Source organism: Meiothermus sp. Pnk-1 (assembly GCF_003226535.1).
Taxonomy (GTDB): Bacteria; Deinococcota; Deinococci; order Deinococcales; family Thermaceae; genus Allomeiothermus.
Window position 1 is genome coordinate 466549 of sequence record NZ_QKOB01000001.1, and the last position, 15435, is coordinate 481983.

The window sequence follows — 15435 nt, forward strand, 5'->3', positions numbered from 1 at the left end:
AGGGCGCGGGTTGGCGGCCGTTGCCCCTGGTGGCGCGCAGAAAATCCTCATCCCGAGCGTATACATCCGCATATTACCCCTATTTGCGGGGTTTATGAGGGGGATCTTAAGAAGATTAAGAACGGCTAAAGCGCCTCGAGGGCTCACCCCGATCCCACAAGGCCTGGCTTATGGTCGAAGCGCGGCAGCGACGGCTTGGGCAAACTCGAGCGTGCTTGCTTGGCCCCCCAGGTCGGGGGTGAGGGGGCCTTGCTCTAGAGCCAGGTCCACCGCTCTCTCGATGCGGCGGGCGGTCTCGTGCTCTCCCAGATAGTCGAGCATCATGGCCGCCGAGAGGATGGCGGCGGTGGGGTTGGCCACCCCCTTCCCGGCGATGTCCGGGGCGGAACCATGTACCGGCTCGAAGATGGCGGCCTGCTCGCCGATGTTGCCCGAGGGCGCGATACCCAAACCCCCCACCAGCCCCGCGGTGAGGTCGGAGAGGATATCGCCGAAGAGGTTTTCCATCACCAGCACGTCGAAGCTTTGCGGGTTGCGCACCAGCCGCATGGCGCAGGCGTCCACGATCACCTCGGAGACCTGGACGTCGGGGTAGTGCTTGGCAGCGTCGTAGGCGGCCTCGAGGAATAGCCCATCGGAAAGCGGCAGGACGTTGGCCTTGTGCACCAGCGCCAGTTGCTTGCGGCGGGTGCGGGCCAGCTTGAGGGCGTATTCCACGATGCGGTAGCTAGCCTCGTAGGTGATGACCCGGTCGGCGATGGCCACCTTGCCCTTGGCGTAGCGGCGCTCCTGCTCGACATAAAGCCCCTCGGTGTTCTCGCGCACCACAATCAAATCGGTTCCCGGGGTGGAGCCTTTGACGGGGTGGTGCTTGGCCGGGCGCACGTTGGCGAAGAGGTCCAGCCGGCGGCGCAGGTGGCGGATGGCCCCGAAAAAGCCCTCCACTTTCTTGGTGGGGCTGGTGGCGGCCCCGAAGAGGGTGGCATCGGCGGACTTGACGATCTCCACGGTCTCCTCGGGCACCGAGGTGCCTCTTCGCTCGAAGGTTTCCCAGCCTGCCTCGGCCTCTACAAACTCGAACTCGAGTCCGGTCGCCTCGAGCACGCGCCTGGCCGCTGGAACCACTTCGTGGCCGATACCGTCGCCTTCGATCAAGCAGATTCGATAAACTCGATTCATACCTCGGCTATTGTAGCTCCAACGGGGGTGACTACGCCCGGCCTAGCCAGGCCCAAATCACCACCGCAGCCAGGTAGAGCCCCAGGGCCAGGCGCAACTTGGTCGGCTTGGGGGGGTTGAACGGGTCGCGCCCGCTTGCCTGCAAGGCCCCCTCGAGGATCACCCCAGCAATCCCCAGCATGAGCAGCACATCGCCTAGGCTCATGACATTGCGCAGGATCTTGAACTGTACCGGGATCACATCTCCCAAAAACCAAAGCCGGGTCTGCTCGTGCATCAGGACATGAACGGCGTCGTAGGCGTTGCGCAAGGCGGGCTCGAGGTGGCCCAACCCAGCTTGGCGCAAAGCCGCCGCGCTCACCGGCATGTGCCCGCCGTTGGCGAGGATCACCAGGGTGTTGGCCAGCAGGCCCAGCCAGACGAACCACAGGCTTTTGAGGTGCAGGTTGCGCAGCAGGCCGTAACCTACAAAGGCCAGCACCGAGACCTTAGCGATAGGCCCGGCCAGCTCGGGGGAGAGGAGTCCCCGGACGGTGGCAAAAGCCAGGCCGCCCTCGAGCCCGGCAGCCAACACAAAAGCCCAGGCGGACTTCAGTTCAATTCTTCCGAAGTCCGGTAAGCGGGCCCCGGCGAGGAGGGCGCCGAGGAATCCGAGGAGGGCGCTGGCGAGGTATAGGCGCGTAGGAAAACCTCCCGATCCTTCCAAAGCGGGTCCTGGGACCACAGCTCCCGAAATAGCTTAGCCAGTTTGGGGTCGAACTGGCTACCGGCCAAATCCAAGATCTCGCGCAGGGCTTCCTCGGGGGTTTTGGCTTTCACGTAAGGCCGCCCAGCGGTCATGGCCTCGTAGGCGTCGCTCAGCGCTACAATCCGCGCCCAAAGGTGGGTCTCTTGCCCGGCCAGGCCATCGGGGTAGCCCCGCCCGTCCCAGCGCTCGTGGTGGTGGCGGATGATGGGGAGTACGTCGCGCATATAGCGCCGGGCGGGATGGAGCAGCTTGAGACCCTCGGTGGGGTGCAGCTTGATCTGCTCGAACTCCTCTTCGGTGAGCCGCCCCGGTTTGAGCAGGATAGAGTCGGGGATGCTGATCTTGCCGATGTCGTGAATGCGGGCGCCGTACTCGATCTTGCGCCGGTCGCTCTCGTCGAGCCCGGCGGCCTTGGCAAGGTCTTTGGCGATGGCCGCTACCCGCTCGGAGTGCAGGCGGGTGTGGGGGTCTTTGGCATCCAGAGCTTTGACCAGTACCTCGATGGTGCTATCCAAGGCTTCCTGTAGCTTGACCCGCTCGTCCCAGTAGAAGCGGGAGTAGTACAGCAGCATGAGTATAAAGAGCACGCTGAACCCGCCCCAGCCCCCCACCAGCGGGGTCTGGTAGGCTCGGGCCATAAGCAGCCCGATGGGCGCCAGGATGAAGTAGCTCGTCGAAAGCCAGCGGAAGTTATCCACCCAGATCTTGCGGAGCGGAACTCCGGAGGCCAGGTGAATTACGTAGTAAACCAAGGTGATGTTTGAGATGAATAAAACAAAAGAAGCAGCAACAATCGCTACCCCCGTGCTTACATCAAAACGCCCCAAAGTAACTGGGAGTACCTTGGTGAAAAAGTGCCACACCAGGGCTGCCAATCCTGTGACCAGGGTGTTTTGGGCGCGGTTGAAAAGATCTTTGTACCAGGGGAATGTAGGTTTGCCAAGATCAGAGCTGAAATACCCAATGGCGACGATGAGCATTGCGAGCCAAGGTGGAAAAATAATTATCGCACCCAGGATGATCACGAACAAATGCGACATCGATGCATTGATCGGGAGGTTTACGGCAACGCGGGTAGACCAAGCCACCAAGGCGATCCAAAAGATGATGTCCCACCAGGTATACCAAGCATGGGCATGACTTTGTGGACCATCGGTATAGAGGTAAACACCTAGGACAATAGCGGCCAGTGCTACCCCAAAAATATAAATGAGGGTTCGTGGTGAGACCGCCTCGGCGATGCGCTTCATTCCATGAAGAGCATAAGCGGCAGATGTAAACAATCTTTAACAGGCCTCTCTGAAAAAGAAAAAGAACCCCTGTAGGGTTCTTAGGGAAATCAGTCCTTTATCGAGAACTTACTTCCACTCAGCAGTAGCGCCAACGGCGAGTCCAAGGGCTACGAGGCTGGAGATCAGGGTCAGGGCGCGAACGATCAGTTTTTTCATGTTCATCTCTCCTTTTGGTTCTGGGTGGGGGTTTTGTTCCCCCTTGCTTGAGATCAGGGTAGACCATCCGGTTCCAATAGTCAAGAGATGTATAGTAAGTATCAACTTGGCCTAAATTGTTTATTTATCACATTACTTCAGCAATGTAAAGAAAGACCACACCCAGTATAGCACGCATACGTGCCCTTGGGTGCGGGTACAGCAAAAATTCAGGATTATTTCGTGCTGCAAATGAAAAATTGGCGAGTAAAGCCAAAATTGATAAATGGTGCTAGGAAAGCCCAAGTGGCCGTACTCATCGGTTTCTCAGGTCTTTCCTGGGCGAAATTGTAACTTTGCTGTTTAAATAAATAAAGACTCGTTTACATTTTTTTCGGTGAGCCAGTCTGCCAACAGGCGGTATCCTTTCCGCCGCGTTGGGTTTCGATCAAGGTATAGGCGTAAATGGGCCTCGAGCCAAACGGCTTTCCGGTGCAAGCGGTGCAGCCAGGGGTAATACTCCGCGCTCAGCAGGAGGCCTCCCCGGTACCCCTCGGCGATAAAGCGGGGGTCGCTGGGGGTGGAAGCCCCCCCCAGGTGCAAGACCCGCCGGGGAACCAACAGATTCTTGAAGCCCAGCCTGCGGGCCCGCAGGCCCCACTCGAGGTCTTCGTTATAGAAGAAAAAACGCTCGTCCATGCCGCCCAGGCGCTCGAGCGCCGCCCGCCGCACCAAGAGCAGCGCCCCCGAGAGCCAACTCACCGGCCTGGGTTTGCGCAGCCGCCAGTAGTTGGGGGCGTAGAAGAGCCCAAAGGACTGTAGCCTGCCGGAAGGGGTCAGCAGCACCGGCCCCGCCAGGGCTGCGGTGGGCTCCTCGTCCAGGGCGTGTTGCAGGGCCTCGAGGTCGCCGGGCTCGAGGTAGATGTCGCTGTTCATCACCGCCGTGTAAGCACCCTGGGTGTGCTCCAAGCCCCGGTTCACGGCGTAGGCATAGCCGCGGTTGGCCACTGCTATAAGCCTTGCCTGGGGAAACTCGCTGCGCACCATGGCCCCGCTGCCATCGCTCGAGCCGGTGTCCACCACCAAAAGCTCGGCCTCCGGGTAATGGGCGGTGAGGCGCCGCAGGCACTCGCGCAGGACCGCTCGAGCGTTATAGGAGACGACCACTACCGAAAGAGCCACCAGAACCAGTTTAGCTGCACCCTTATTGCACCAAAACCCCCTTTATGCGCGCTTTGCATAAAGGGGGTTTCTCGTCTGGGAGGTGGTGGGCGCGAGAGGACTTGAACCTCCGACCCCTACCGTGTCAAGGTAGTGCTCTGGCCAGCTGAGCTACGCGCCCACGTGGGCTTGGTGCGCCGTTTCCAGCGCATAGGCCGGCAACTTGCGGCCCGGTTTTGGAGGCGCTGGCCGGATTCGAACCGGCGAATGGAGGTTTTGCAGACCTCTGCCTTACCACTTGGCTACAGCGCCGCGAAAGGTGCTGCGGCGTCAACCGCAACGGGTATGCTAGCACACGCCGCAGTGGCTGTCAAAGCAGGAAAACCCCAGGACGGCGGCGCCCAATTCCGAGCAAGCCATTAGCCCCAGGGTAGCTAAATTACTGCGGGATACGCAATGCTTTAGTGGCTGCGAGTGTTATGATTGCCCTATGCGGGAGACCTATATCAAGACCTCGAGGGGCTACCGGTGGCCCTTTTCCAAGGGATTGTTGGTTGAGTCGTTGCTCAACGCCGGGGTCAAGATGCAGGTCGCGCAGTCCATCGCCCATACCATCGAAGAGCATCTGCGAGGTCGCAGGAGATCGGAAATCAGCGCCAGCGCGCTCAAGCGGCTGCTCGCCCGTGAGGTCGAGCGGGTGCTGGGCCCCGAGGTGGCGGCCCGGCTCAAATCGCAGACCCAAAGCTTTGAGGAGATCGTGGTCAAGAGCGGGGATACCCGCCGCCCGTTTTCCAAGGGGGTGCTGGCGCGTAGCCTCGAGGACGCGGGGTTTTCCACCCGCGAAGCGTACGAGCTGGCCAAGAGTGCCGAGACTGCCCTGCGCAAAGATGGGGTGCGGGAGATCGATTCCGCCGAGCTAGAAAAACGCGTAGGGCGGTTGGTGGAAAAGCAGTTTGGCCGGGCTGCCCGGCGGCGCTATACCGGGCGGCTGTGGTTGGCGGGGGAGCTTTTCGTAGAGGAGGAGCCAGGGGAGCCCAGGGTGCCCTTTTCCAAAGGGGTGCTGGCCCAATCCATCATGGCCGCTGGGGTCTCGCCAGATGCCGCTTACCGTATCGCCCGCGAGATCGAACGCCGGCTGCGCGAAGAGGGGCAGCGGGTGGTGAGCCGCGATCAGCTGCGGGCGGTGGCCTCGGCGTTGCTGGCCGAAGAGGTGGGGGAGGACCTGGCTCGCAAGTACGAGCTGCTGCGGGCCATTCGCCGCACGGTGCGCCCGGTACACCTGCTCATCGGCGGGGTGACCGGGGTAGGGAAGAGCCTGTTGGGCTCAGCTTTGGCCTACCGCTTGGGCATCACCCGACTCATCTCCACCGACACCGTGCGGGAGATCCTGCGTTCAACCGTGGCGACCGACCTGATCCCTACCCTCCACACCTCGAGCTTCGACGCCTGGACCCGGCTGGCCGGGGCCGAGGGGGCAGCTCCCAGCCCGGAGCTGATCCTGCGCGGTTTCCGCGACCAGGTGGCCCGGGTGGCGGTGGGCTTGCGGGCTATTCAGGAGCGCAGCGCCCAGGAGCACACCTCGGTGGTAGTGGAGGGGGTGCATGTGGTGCCGGGGTATCTCTCCCACCCCTCGCAGTCGCAGGTTATTCAGATTCCCATGCTGATGATGCTGGAAGACGAGGCCCTGCACCGCAGCCGCTTTATCCTGCGCGAGCGCGAGACCCAGGGCAACCGCCCGCGGGAGGATTACCTGCGCAACTTCCCCGCCATTCGCCTGATCCAAAGTCACCTCCTCGAGCTGGCGGAGCAGACCGGCATCCCGGTGATTCCGGGCGATAACCTGGACCGGGCCATCGACCGGGGGCTCGAGGTGATCGTGGAGAAGATGCAGAAGGTGTACGGGGAGGTGCTGGAAGCCGTCTAACGCGGTCGGTAGCTGTGGCACACTAATGAGGATGAAAAGGGGTTTTTGGGGCTTGGTGCTGGGCCTGCTGCTGGGCAGCGCGTGGGCTAGCCCCAGCCGCTATGCGGAGCAGTTCGAGTACGCCTGGCGGCTGGTGCAGGAGCACTACTGGGACCAGAGCCATCACGGGGTGGACTGGCAGGCGGTAGGCCAGCGCTACCGGGCCAAACTCCCCGAGGTCGGGAGCTGGAGGGAATTAGACCGGCTCATCGAGGAGATGTACGCCGAGCTCCGCGACGACCACTCCACCTACCTGGGCCCCGACGAGGCCGGGTTGTTCCTTTCGGGGGCGCAGTGCCTGCCGTTGCCCTATCCCGAGGCCTGGGAACGCCCCTCGGGGCGGGAGAAGGGGGGCTCGAGCCCCGAGGCTTCCCTTGCCTCCACCTCACCCTCCGAAGAGCCGCGGGGGGCTGCTTTTACCCCTCCCCAGGTGAGCCTGCGCGGTGGGGCGGTAATCGTTCGGTTGTCGAACTTGATAGACCCAGAGGTTGCTAGCACCCTGGCCTCCGTTATCCGCCTATATGAGGCGAAGGGGTTCCGCAAAAGCCCGATCAAGGGCTACATCCTCGACCTACGGGGAAATCCAGGGGGGCTGGCGCTGCGTATGGCCGAGGTGGCCGGGCTTTTCTTGCGGGGGTTCCCCTGGCGGATCGTAAGTCCTAGCTTGGGCACCTTTCCCCAGCCGACCCAGCCGGCCTTTGGACGGGCCAACACCCAAAAGCCGCTGGTGGTGCTCATCGATGGCCGGGTGAACTCGGCGGCCGAGGGGCTGGCCGGGGCGCTCAAGGATGCGGGGCGGGCCTTCTTGATCGGTGAGCGCACCGCAGGTAACACCGAGATCCTGATCCCCTACTGCTTCCCCGACGGGGCGGTGGCGATGGTGGCCGCAGGGGTGTTGGCCCCTTTGCGGGGGGCCACCTGGGAAGGGCGCGGGGTCGAGCCGGACTTGCCGGTGCAGGGCGCGGAGGCCCAGCTCGAGGCGGCGTTGCGCTACCTTGATAGCCCTCAGCCCAAGCGCTTCAGCCTCCCTGCATGGGTGGAGAAGATCCGAGTGGGGCGGCGCTTTTAAGAAAAGGTGGTGGCTTCGTTCAGTTGACCCCGCCTAGGCGGGACAGCTCGCGTAAAGTGAAGGCAATATGGACGTGCTAGCCATCAACGCGGCGCTCAACCGGGTGGTGTTTGGCCTCGAGGCTAAATTCGTGTTCCTGGCGGTGGGTCTCATCCTGACGGTGGCGCTCGGCTTTATTCAGTTCCGCCGGCTGGGGGTTATCGTCTCGGAGACCTTAGGGGCCATTCGCGAGCGGGCGCAGGGGTTTGGTGGGCAGATCACCCCCTTTCAAGCGGCGATGGTGGCGATCTCCGCCACGGTGGGTACCGGGCATTTCATCGGGATGATCGCCGCTATCCTCACCGGGGGGCCAGGGGCGGTGTTTTGGATGTGGCTGGGCTACCTTTTGGGCATGGCCACCAAATTTGCCGAAGCCACCCTGGCGGTGCATTTCCGCCGTGCTTACACCGACGGCAGCGTTTCGGGAGGGCCGATGTTTTACATCTCGCGGGGGCTTGGCCGCCGCCTGGGGCGCTTCGGGAATGTTTTGGGCGGGGCTTTTGCCCTTTTTGCTGCGGTCGCTGCTTTCGGGATTGGCAACCTCTCCCAGGCCGGAGCGGTAGGCAACGCTCTGCAGGCTGCTTTCGAGGTTCCCCCGGCCATCACCGGGTTAGTGGTGGCGGTCATCGTGGGGGTCATCATCGGGGGAGGCATTCGGCGTATCGCGGCGTTTGCCCAGTTCATCGCGCCGATTAAGCTGCTGCTGCTGGCCCTGGCGATTCTCCCCCTGCTCATCCTCTACGCTGCGCAGATCCCCACCGCCCTGGCCCAGATTTTCGCCTCGGCCTTCAACCTGCAAGCCTTCGCGGGCGGGGCGGTGGGCAGCTACATCGCCGTGATCAACGCCGGGTTGGGGCGGGGCATCTTTGCCAATGAGGCCGGGTTGGGTTCGGCTCCCATCGCCCACGCCCAGGCTCAGGTGGACCACCCGGTGCGGCAGGGGTTCTGGGGGGTGGCGGAGATGCTGGTCTCGCTCACCGTGACCACCCTGATGGCCCTTACTTTCCTGGCCTCGGGGCTTTGGCAGCGCGAAGGGGTGGGCGCTGCGCCGCAGGCGGCGGTGACGATGTTTCAGGCTTACCCGCTGAGCATCGGCCAGATCGTCCTAGCCCTGACGCTGGCGGCTTTGGCCTTCGGGACTATGGTCTCGTGGGCTTTTTACGGCGAAGAGGCCGCCAGTTACCTCTTCGGCGAGGGAATCCGCTGGCCGTACCGGCTGGCTTTCACGGTGATGGCCTTTGTGGCCCCCATCGGTGGTTTCAAGGCGTTTATCGATATCTCCGACACCCTCAATGGCTTTATGGCTATTCCCAACCTGCTGGCTTTGCTGCTCTTAGCCCCGCTGGTTGCGCAGCTGGTACGGGAGTTCTTCCAGGGTGAACCCTGGCGGATCCCTGAAGATTAAAGGCCGCGGCCCAACCCCCGCGGTGGGGGCGTTGAGGCACACAGCAGAGGAGCCGCTACGTTTAGACTCTTCTCGTGGATGAAGCGTCTAAACGGGTGGTAGTTGGCCTATCCGGGGCTTCAGGGATGCCGTATGCGCTCGATCTGCTTCACACCCTGCGCCGGATTCCCCACTTGGAGATTCACCTGGTCATGACCCAAGGGGCCAAGCGGGTGTTGGTCGAGGAGGCCGAGACCCCCGTGGAGGCCGTGGAGGCTTTGGCCCACGCCGTCCACCGCTCCCCCGACCTGGGCGCTCCGATCGCCTCGGGCAGCTTTCGCACGGTAGGGATGGTGGTCATCCCCTGTAGCGCCACCACCCTCGCCAAGATCGCCTGGGGGCTGGCCGACAACCTCTTGACCCGCGCAGCCTACGTCACCCTCAAAGAGCGGCGCCCGCTGATCCTGGTGCCCCGCGAGGCCCCCCTGCCGCTGCCGAGCCTCGAGGCCATGGTCAAAGCGGCCCAGGCCGGGGCCACCATCCTCCCGGCCAGCCCCGGCTTCTACCACAAACCCCAACACATCGAGGACCTGCTGGGCTTCATCACCCAGCGGATCCTGGACTTGCTAGACATTTCATACCCGCGCTCGGCCCGATGGAAAGACGAAGGGTAGAAGAGGCCAGGGCCGCCCGGAGAAACAGGCTGGTCGCCGATACGTCCGCCGCTTTCCCTCAGGTCTGGATGAGGCCATGCGGGGCTCGAGGCCGCTTTGGTCGAGAAGCGCCTCGCCCGTGGCGTCTTGGGAAGAGGGCATCGCTGGTCGGAGGGCTCGAGCCTGAAAGAAATTCACGGCCGCTCTCCTAGGCGACCCCCACCCCCTTGGAGGCGTTGGCCGATATTGATCAGCAAAGCCCCTATACGGCGAGACAGAGAGGAAGGGGCTGGGCGCGTAGCAGCGGCAGCGATGAGCTGGTCTTGCCTGGCCGCCTGAAGTAGCTCGCTTTGCCGTTGCCGGGAAATCTTTTCGAGCGCATAGTAACTCCATCCCATAATCCCCTCCCGTAAAGCGCTGAAAAACGGGTTCTGCGTCGGCGTTGCCAGCGCCACGAGTGACACACCAGCAGCGTATCGGTCGAAGAACTCACCGACTATCCGGTTTTGGTGGGGTAGGGCGAGGGAGTGGTAAGCAAAAGCCCCCGGCTTATCGCTGGGGGCCGTCCGAAAAAAGCGAAGGCTGCTCGGGGCAGGCCATCCCCCCGGGCCAAGCGAGGCCTTCCATCGCATCTTTTCCGCCCTGGCGCAGCGCCGCCCCACCCGAGCTGGGAGAAGCCCTAGGGTTCGCGGGTGGCTGACCGTCTTCAGCGCAGAAAGAACATCGCGTACACCGCCCCGATGAGGATGCGATAGATGGCAAAGGGCACGAAGGTGTTGCGGCTGACGAACTCTAAAAGCCAGCGCACCGTGAGCAGCGCGGTGACGAAGGCGGCCACGAACCCTATCGCCATCAGCCCGTACCCCTCATGGGGGAAGGTGTGGGCGCTTTTGTAGAGGTCATAGGCGGAGGCGGCCAGCATGGTCGGCACCGCCAGGATAAAGGAGAACTCCGCCGCCGCCCGCCGCGAGAGCCCCGAGACCATCCCCCCCACGATGGTGGCGGCACTGCGCGAGGTTCCGGGAAAGATGGCCGATAGACCCTGGAAGGTTCCGATCAAAAGGGCCCGCCCTAGGGGCATCTGGTCCACGTCTTCGTAGCGCTGGTGGCCTTGCAGCCAGCGGTCTACGAAGAGCAGCACTACCCCCACCCCCACCAGGGCCACCACCACGATGAGGTCGTTGCCCAGGATGCGGTCTTTGATCACCCGGTAGAGCCCGAAGCCGATGATCCCGGTGGGGATGAAGGCCACGACGATGCGCTTCCATACCTCGAAATCCCGTAGGAAACGCTCGAGGTACAGGCTCAGCACGGCCAGGATGGCCCCCAGTTGGATCACGATGAGGAAGCTCTTGGCGAAGTCGTCGCTCTCCACGGGGATCTTGAGCAGGTGGGCGGCCAGGGTGAGGTGACCGGTGGAGGAGACCGGCAGAAACTCGGTAAGCCCTTCGATAACTCCCAAAACGAGCGCTTCAAAAGCCGTCATACCGCCCTAATCCTTCCTGCTCTTGATGAGCGGAGCCTGAAGCCCCTCCGCGTAGTACGATTCTGGCGTGAAGGTTTCGGTGCTGTTGCCCGCGGCGGGATCGGGGGAGCGGCTGGGCCGGGGGCCCAAGGCCTGGCTCGAGGTCGGTGGGCGCACCCTCTTGGACTGGGCCCTCGCCGCGTTCGCCTGGGCCGATGAACGGCTGGTGGCGCTGCCTGCGGGGTATAGCCTGGACCGCCCCGGGGTGCGCTGTTTGCCGGGGGGCCAAACCCGCCAGGAGAGCGTATACACCCTTTTGCTCGAGGCCACTGGCGACCTCGTGCTCGTTCACGACGTGGCCCGGCCCTTTCTGCCCCCAGCCGTCACCCAGCGGGTGCTCGAGGCCGCCCGCCAACACGGCGCGGCGGTTCCGGTGATCCCGGTGCCCGACACCCTCATCCAAGAAGCCGGGGGGTTCTACGGCCCCCCCGCCCCGCGCGAGGCCTACCGCCTGGTGCAGACCCCGCAGGGGTTTTGGCGGGAGCTGTTGCTCGAGGCCCACCGCAAAGCACGCCAAGAAGGGCTCGAGGCTACCGACGACGCGCAATTGGTGTTGGCCCTGGGGCGGCGGGTGGCCCTGGTGGAGGGCGACCGCCGGGCGTTCAAGATCACCTACCCTGAGGACCTCCCGCTGGCGGAGGGGCTGGCTCGGGTTTGGGAAGCGCCATGATCGAGCGGTTTTCCCCGGCCAAGGTCAACCTGGGCCTGTCGGTGCTGGGCAGGCGGGCGGACGGCTACCACCAGCTGCACACCCTCTTTGCCGCGCTCGACGTGGGTGACCGGATCGCCCTCGAGCCCGTCCCCCAGGGCGTTCACCTGGAAGTCAGGGGGGCCGATCTACCAACTGGGCCAGGGAATCTGGCCTATCGGGCGGCGCAGGCCTACCTGGAGGCGGCGGGGAATCCGGGCGGGGTGCGGATGCTGCTCGAGAAGCGCCTGCCCGTCGCCGCTGGGCTGGGGGGGGGCTCGGGGAATGCGGCCACGGTCCTGCTCGGCCTGCGGCAGCTCTACCCGGCGCCGCTGGACCTATTTCCCATCGCCCGAGCCCTAGGGGCGGATGTACCGTTCTTCCTGCGAGGAGGGCTGGCCGAAGCGCGGGGGATCGGGGAGGTGCTCTCCCCCCTCGAGCCCCTCCGGCTCCATCTGGTGCTGGTCAACCCCGGCCTGGCGGTTTCCGCCACGGAAGCTTACCAAGTCACGAAGCCCGACGACTACGCTCCCGAACTGCCCGTCGCCGCCATCCTGGCGGCCCTGAAAGGGGGGGAAGAGCCTCCCTGGTGGAATAGCCTCGAGGCCCCGGTCTTCCGCCTCCGCCCCGAGCTGGCCGAACTCAAGGCGGCGCTCCGGGCGTTCGGGTTGCGGGGCGTGCTGATGTCCGGTTCGGGCTCGACCTTCTTGGCCCTGGCCTCGGACCCAGCCCAAGCGCAGCATCTCGCTGCCCGGCTGCGCGAACGCTTTCCGCGCTTTTGGATTCGCCCAGCCCAAAGTGCCTGAGGTCAGGCCATTTTCAGCCGGAGGGTGTAAGATCAGGCTTGTCACCGGGGGAGCCCGGCCACACGGCCTGGGCTGAGAGGGCGCAAGCCCGACTCTTGGAACCTGATCCGGGTCATACCGGCGTAGGGAGAGTGACCAGAGAAAGGCCCCTTCTCGGTGACACGAAGGGGGTTTTATGTTTTGGAGCACACCGCGCAACACGTTGGCCAGAGGGATCGTCTGGATGGGTGGGTTACTGGGCCTTCTCATGGCCCCGGCCTTGGCCCAACCCACTACGCTCACCGTTCTGACCCACGAGAGCTTCAACCTCGACAAAAACCTCATCGCCCAGTTCGAGCAAGCATCGGGGATCAAGCTCCGCTTCCTCAAGGCTGGGGACGCGGGCGAGACCCTGAACCGGGCCATCCTGACCAAGGCTGCCCCGGTCGCGGACGTCCTCTACGGCTTCGACAACTCCCTGCTCTCCAAGGCGCTGGCGGCGGGCATCCTCGAGCCCTACCGCTCCCCTCAACTCCCCTCGCTCCGCAGCGAGTTCGTCCTCGACCCGACCTACCGGGCCCTCCCCGTGGACTTCGGCTACGTGGCCCTCAACTACGACAAAGCCCACTTCAAGGACAAAGCCCTGCCCCAGACCCTCGCCGACCTGGCCCGCCCCGAGTTCGCCAAGCTCCTGGTGGTGGAAAACCCGGCCACCTCGAGCCCCGGCCTGGCCTTTCTGCTGGCCACGGTGGCGACGTTGGGCGAGGACGGCTACCTGGACTTTTGGGAGGGCCTGCGCAAGGGTGGGGTGAGGGTGGAGAAGGGCTGGAGCGAGGCCTACTACACCGCCTTTAGCAAAAACGGGGGCGACCGCCCGCTGGTGGTCTCCTACGCCACCAGCCCCGCCGCCGAGCTGTTCTACTCCGAGAAAAAGCTCACCGAGCCCCCTACCGGCAACCTGCTGCTGCCGGGGAGCAGCTTTTTGCAGGTGGAGTTCGTGGGGATCCTCAAGGGCACCAAGCAGCCCGCGGCCGCCCGCAAGTTCGTGGACTGGCTCCTCTCCAAGCCGGCGCAGGAGAACATCCCCACCCAGATGTGGGTCTACCCCACCCGCAAGGACGTGGCGCTGCCGGAGGTCTTCAAGTGGGCGGAGGTTCCCAAGGAACCCGCCCAGCTCTCCCCCCAGCGGATCGCCCAGGGGGCTGAGCGCTGGGTGCGCGAGTGGACCGAGGTAGTGCTGCAAGGCCAGAGCGCCCTCGCGGTGCGCAAGGCCCGGCGGTGAGGCGGCTCGAGCCTGCTCGCTGCGGGGCCTGGCTGGTGTGGGTTTTCCTGGCCCTGGCCCTGCTCTACCCGCTGGGGCGGATCCTCGCCCTGGGGCTGGGGGAGGGGCTAGGCCCCACCCTGGCCAACCCTTACTACTGGGGACGCCTGGCCTGGAGCCTGGCCTACGGGCTGGGCTCGAGCCTATTGGTGGTCGCCCTGGCGCTTCCGCTGGCCTACGCCTTCCGCTACCGCTTCCCCGGGCGCGACCTGTGGCTTTCCCTGGCGACGGTCCCTTTTGTGCTGCCCACCCTCGTGGTGGCGCTGGGCTTTTTGGCCCTGGTAGGCCCCCGTGGGGTGCTGGGGGTCGACCTCTACGGCACCCCGTGGATCCTCTTCTGGGCCAGCGCGTTTTACAACCTGGGGCTGGTGCTGCGGATGCTGGTGGCGGTCTTGCCGGCCCTCGAGCCCCCCCTGGCCGCCGCCCGCACCCTGGGGGCCAGCCCGTGGCGGGCCTACTGGCGGGTGGGGGTCCCCCTGCTGGCCCCGGCCCTCCTCGCGGGGGGTGGCCTGACGTTTCTCTATAGCTTCAGCAGCTTTGGCCTGCCCCTCCTGCTGGGTGGGGCGCGCTACGCCACGCTCGAGGTCGAGGTCTACGGGCTGTTGGCCTACCGCCTGGCCTTCCCCGAGGCCACCGCTTTGATCCTGCTGCAACTGGCGGTGTTGGCGCTGGTGAGCCTGCTTTATCTGGGGGCGCAAAGGCGCCTGGCCCTTTCCCTGAGCGCTGCCCCCCGGCCCAAGCCCTTGCCTCCCGCCGCGGCCTGGCGTCTGGCGGCGGGCGTCTGGCTGTTTTTCCTGGCCCTCTACGCCCCGCTGCTGGCCCTGCTGGCTCGAGCCTTCGCTGCCCCGGGGGCTCTGGCCTCGGCCTGGACGGGCGGGGACTTCACCCCTGGCGCGCTGGCCCTGGCCAACACCCTGCGCTTTGCCGGTCTCAGCCTGCTCGTTGCTTTGCCGCTGGGCTTCCTCTATGCCTATGCGGTCTGGCGGGGGGAGCGGAGCCTCGATCTGGCGGGCCTCTTCCCGCTCATGGTGAGCCCGGTGGCGGTGGGGCTAGGGTATCTGCTGGCGTACCCTAGCCTGAGCGGTTCGCTCTTGATCCTGATCGGGGCCTACGCCCTGCTGAGCTATCCGCTGTTGGCCCGCGCCCTGCTGCCCGCCTTTCGGGCTATGCCCAAGGGGGTGCTCGAGGCCGCCCGGGTGCTGGGGGCCGGCCCCTGGCGGAGGCTGTTGCGGGTGGAGTGGCCCCTGCTGCGGCCTGCCCTCCTCTCGGGTACGGCCCTGGCCTTGGCGGCGGTGGTGGGGGAGTTCGGGGCTACCCTGGTGCTGCGGCGTCCCGAGTGGGCCACCCTCGCCCTGGCCATCTACGAGCGCTTGGGCAAGCCGGGAGCGGAGCCCTTCCAGGAGGCGCTGGCGCTGGCGGGGTTGTTGGCTTTGTTGGCGGGGGGGTTATTTTTGCTCTTGGATCGAGGGCGGAGGGGGTTGGGTTGAGCACCC

Annotated in this window: 13 protein-coding genes, 2 tRNA genes and 1 riboswitch; of the genes, 8 read left to right on the forward strand and 7 right to left on the reverse strand. The window is 64.7% G+C overall.

Features of this window, described 5'->3' with window-relative positions:
* Positions 1–168: 168 nt before the first annotated feature.
* From DNA98_RS02385 to DNA98_RS02410, 6 genes are all read right to left on the reverse strand, one after another.
* Complete coding sequence (locus DNA98_RS02385; protein ID WP_110525204.1) at positions 169–1179, reverse strand: isocitrate/isopropylmalate dehydrogenase family protein; 1011 nt, start codon at positions 1177–1179, stop codon at positions 169–171.
* A gap of 31 nt (positions 1180–1210) precedes the next feature.
* Complete coding sequence (locus DNA98_RS02390) at positions 1211–1753, reverse strand: DUF5317 domain-containing protein (protein WP_110525206.1); 543 nt, start codon at positions 1751–1753, stop codon at positions 1211–1213.
* 17 nt (positions 1754–1770) lie between these two features.
* Complete coding sequence (locus tag DNA98_RS18465; protein WP_110525208.1) at positions 1771–3177, reverse strand: HD-GYP domain-containing protein; 1407 nt, start codon at positions 3175–3177, stop codon at positions 1771–1773.
* A 540-nt stretch (positions 3178–3717) separates the two neighbouring features.
* On the reverse strand, positions 3718–4536 hold the full coding sequence (locus tag DNA98_RS02400) for a glycosyltransferase family 2 protein (RefSeq protein WP_110525210.1): 819 nt from the start codon (positions 4534–4536) through the stop codon (positions 3718–3720).
* An 83-nt stretch (positions 4537–4619) separates the two neighbouring features.
* Positions 4620–4696, reverse strand: a tRNA-Val gene (locus DNA98_RS02405).
* Between the two features lie 56 nt (positions 4697–4752).
* Positions 4753–4827 (reverse strand) — tRNA-Cys (locus tag DNA98_RS02410).
* Between the two features lie 178 nt (positions 4828–5005).
* On the opposite strand from DNA98_RS02410, the gene DNA98_RS02415 reads away from it, so the two are divergent.
* The 4 genes from DNA98_RS02415 to DNA98_RS02430 all read left to right on the forward strand — a co-directional run bounded on the left by DNA98_RS02415 (position 5006) and on the right by DNA98_RS02430 (position 9644).
* Positions 5006–6439 carry an ATP cone domain-containing protein gene (locus DNA98_RS02415; protein WP_110525212.1) on the forward strand — a complete coding sequence of 478 codons (1434 nt, stop codon included), beginning with the start codon at positions 5006–5008 and terminating at the stop codon, positions 6437–6439.
* A 31-nt stretch (positions 6440–6470) separates the two neighbouring features.
* On the forward strand, positions 6471–7547 hold the full coding sequence (locus DNA98_RS02420) for a S41 family peptidase (RefSeq protein ID WP_110525214.1): 1077 nt from the start codon (positions 6471–6473) through the stop codon (positions 7545–7547).
* A gap of 67 nt (positions 7548–7614) precedes the next feature.
* Positions 7615–8991, forward strand: coding sequence for a sodium:alanine symporter family protein (locus tag DNA98_RS02425; protein WP_110525216.1), 1377 nt, complete (start codon positions 7615–7617; stop codon positions 8989–8991).
* Between the two features lie 74 nt (positions 8992–9065).
* Positions 9066–9644 (forward strand): UbiX family flavin prenyltransferase, encoded by a 579-nt coding sequence (locus tag DNA98_RS02430; protein ID WP_110525218.1) that lies wholly within the window; start codon positions 9066–9068, stop codon positions 9642–9644.
* 685 nt (positions 9645–10329) lie between these two features.
* Here DNA98_RS02430 and DNA98_RS02435 read toward each other — a convergent pair.
* Positions 10330–11109 (reverse strand): undecaprenyl-diphosphate phosphatase, encoded by a 780-nt coding sequence (locus tag DNA98_RS02435; RefSeq protein ID WP_110525220.1) that lies wholly within the window; start codon positions 11107–11109, stop codon positions 10330–10332.
* A 67-nt stretch (positions 11110–11176) separates the two neighbouring features.
* Between DNA98_RS02435 and ispD the strand changes: the two genes are divergently transcribed.
* From ispD to DNA98_RS02455, 4 genes are all read left to right on the forward strand, one after another.
* Entirely contained in the window at positions 11177–11818 is a 642-nt protein-coding gene (ispD, locus tag DNA98_RS02440; RefSeq protein ID WP_110525222.1) for a 2-C-methyl-D-erythritol 4-phosphate cytidylyltransferase, read from the forward strand.
* Positions 11818–12642, forward strand: coding sequence for a 4-(cytidine 5'-diphospho)-2-C-methyl-D-erythritol kinase (gene ispE, locus DNA98_RS02445; RefSeq protein ID WP_165364050.1), 825 nt, complete (start codon positions 11818–11820; stop codon positions 12640–12642). The genes ispD and ispE overlap by 1 nt, the downstream gene beginning before the upstream one ends.
* Positions 12643–12678: 36 nt before the next feature.
* Positions 12679–12789: riboswitch (TPP riboswitch) on the forward strand.
* 76 nt (positions 12790–12865) lie between these two features.
* The gene (locus tag DNA98_RS02450; RefSeq protein ID WP_233493036.1) at positions 12866–13903 is read left to right on the forward strand and encodes a thiamine ABC transporter substrate binding subunit; all 1038 of its coding nucleotides are present in this window, start codon (positions 12866–12868) and stop codon (positions 13901–13903) included.
* A complete protein-coding gene (locus tag DNA98_RS02455; protein ID WP_110525228.1) occupies positions 13900–15429 on the forward strand; it encodes an iron ABC transporter permease in 1530 nt (509 codons plus the stop codon). The genes DNA98_RS02450 and DNA98_RS02455 overlap by 4 nt, the downstream gene beginning before the upstream one ends.
* The last annotated feature ends 6 nt before the right edge of the window (positions 15430–15435 follow it).

Bases quoted from the DNA above. Each gene is read 5' to 3' on its own strand.
- DNA98_RS02385 (WP_110525204.1), bottom strand. From the start codon at position 1,179: ATGAATCGAGTTTATCGAATCTGCTTGATCGAAGGCGACGGTATCGGC.
- DNA98_RS18465 (WP_110525208.1), bottom strand. From the start codon at position 3,177: ATGAAGCGCATCGCCGAGGCGGTCTCACCACGAACCCTCATTTATATT.
- DNA98_RS02415 (WP_110525212.1), top strand. From the start codon at position 5,006: ATGCGGGAGACCTATATCAAGACCTCGAGGGGCTACCGGTGGCCCTTT.
- DNA98_RS02420 (WP_110525214.1), top strand. From the start codon at position 6,471: ATGAAAAGGGGTTTTTGGGGCTTGGTGCTGGGCCTGCTGCTGGGCAGC.
- DNA98_RS02425 (WP_110525216.1), top strand. From the start codon at position 7,615: ATGGACGTGCTAGCCATCAACGCGGCGCTCAACCGGGTGGTGTTTGGC.
- DNA98_RS02435 (WP_110525220.1), bottom strand. From the start codon at position 11,109: ATGACGGCTTTTGAAGCGCTCGTTTTGGGAGTTATCGAAGGGCTTACC.
- DNA98_RS02450 (WP_233493036.1), top strand. From the start codon at position 12,866: ATGGGTGGGTTACTGGGCCTTCTCATGGCCCCGGCCTTGGCCCAACCC.